This window comes from Corallococcus sp. 4LFB, from assembly GCF_046520365.1.
Taxonomy (GTDB): Bacteria; Myxococcota; Myxococcia; order Myxococcales; family Myxococcaceae; genus Corallococcus; species Corallococcus caeni.
This window is the reverse complement of sequence record NZ_JBKGHJ010000918.1, coordinates 1-1,746: the sequence shown is the minus strand read 5'-3', so window position 1 is coordinate 1,746 and position 1,746 is coordinate 1. Positions and strand designations below refer to the sequence as shown.

Below are 1,746 nucleotides of genomic sequence, written 5' to 3'. Positions count from 1 at the left end.
CCGCCGCAAGCGGGCGCCGCGCGCGGGGGAGTGGGTGTCATGAACGTGCTGCACGTGTTGTTCAAGGTGGACGGGTCGGAATACGCGATGCCCGCGGCGGACGTGGTGCAGATGGAGTCCTTCACCGGCGCGACGCCGGTGCCCGGGGCGCCCTCGCACGTGGCCGGCCTGGTGCAGGTGCGGGGCCGCGTCATCCCCGTGGTGGACGCGCGCGTCCGCTTCGGGCTGCCCGCGGGGACGCCGTCGCTGGATTCGCGGGTGGTGGTGGGGCAGCTGGGCGAGCGCACCGTGGGGCTGCTCGTGGACAGCGCGCGCGAGGTGTTGAAGCTGGATCCGCGCACCATCCAGCCGCCCCCACCCATGGTGGTGGAGGGGGCGAAGGGGTTCGTGAAGGCCGTGGCGCAGGTGGGCCCGCGGCTGGTGATGCTCATTGATTTCCCCCGGGTGGTCGGGGAGGAGGCGGCGGATGTCGACGGACAACGGTAACAGCGTGCGGAAGCTGGAGGACGCGCGCGCGCTGGCCGAGCGCGCCTCGCACCAGGTGGCCGAGGGCGGAGGGCTGGTGAAGTCCACCGAGCAGCTCGCGACGCGGCTGGCCTCGGCCGGCAACGAGCAGGCGGCGGCGGGCGAGCAGGTGAGAATCGCCATTGAGTCCGTGGCCGCGCAGGTGGAGCAGACGAGCACCGCGGTGCAGGCGCTGGTGCGCAGCCAGACGTCGGTGAGCGACGCGGCCAGGGGCGTGCAGCAGGAGGCGGAGACCACCGCGGCCGCGATGCAGGAGGTGACGGCGTCGGTGTCCAGCGTGCGCAAGGACGCGGGCATGCTCGCCTCCAGCGCGGACGTGACGGCCTCCACCCTGGAGCAGGTGGCGCGCTCGGTGAAGGGCGTGAGCGCCAACGCGGAGGACCTGGCCGCCTCCAGCGAGGAGCTGCTGGCGAGCATGCAGGAGATGACCGCCACGGTGGAGGACCTGGTGTCGCGCAACCAGACCAGCGCCGCCACCACGGAGGAGGTCGCCGCCACCATCGAGGAGATGTCCAAGGGCATCACCCGCCTGTCCTCGGACGCGCAGGGCGTGGGCGAGCGCATGGGCCAGGTGTCCGGCGCCGTCGTGTCCCTGGGCAAGACGCTCCAGGACGTGGTGCGGGACGCGACCACCATGTCCGCCAGCGTGGAGGACGCGGCCGCCGCCACGGAGGAGGTGGCGCGCAGCGTGCGCGGCGTCGCCGACCACACGCGCACCCTGGAGGCGAGCGCGGTCACCACCGCGTCCACCGTGCAGGAGGTGGCCGCCAGCGTGGAGGAGGTGGCCGCCACCTCGGAGAAGAACGCCGCCGTGGTGGACGCCAACGCGGCCACCATCGAGCAGCTGTCGCGCTCCGCCCAGGCGGTGGCCCGCGCGGCGGAGAGCATCAACGGCCTGGCGTCCACCAGCGCCACCGCGTCCTCTCAGCTGGAGTCCTCCACGCGCCGCGCGTCGCAGCTGACGGAGGAGGCGCGGCAGGCCGCGGAGCGCGTGGGCACGAGCGCGCGCGAGGGCGGCGCCACCGTGGCGCGCTCCATCGCGGGCTTCGGCCGCATCCGCCAGTCCATCGTGGAGTCGTCCGGGGTGATGAAGGAGATGGGCCGGCGCGCCGAGGAGATTGGCGACATCGTGCAGACCATCAACCTCATCGCGGACCGCACGAACCTCCTGTCGCTCAACGCCAGCATCGAGGCGGCGCGCGCCGGGAGCACGGCCGCGGC

2 protein-coding genes are annotated in these 1,746 nt (G+C 73.6%); both read left to right on the top strand.

Features of this window, described 5'->3' with window-relative positions:
• Positions 1 to 486 (top strand): chemotaxis protein CheW (locus ACLEQD_RS42775; RefSeq protein WP_410391707.1); only part of this gene is annotated, 486 nt, incomplete at its 5' end.
• Positions 467 to 1,746 (top strand): methyl-accepting chemotaxis protein (locus tag ACLEQD_RS42770; RefSeq protein WP_410391706.1); only part of this gene is annotated, 1,280 nt, incomplete at its 3' end. The genes ACLEQD_RS42775 and ACLEQD_RS42770, both read left to right, overlap by 20 nt.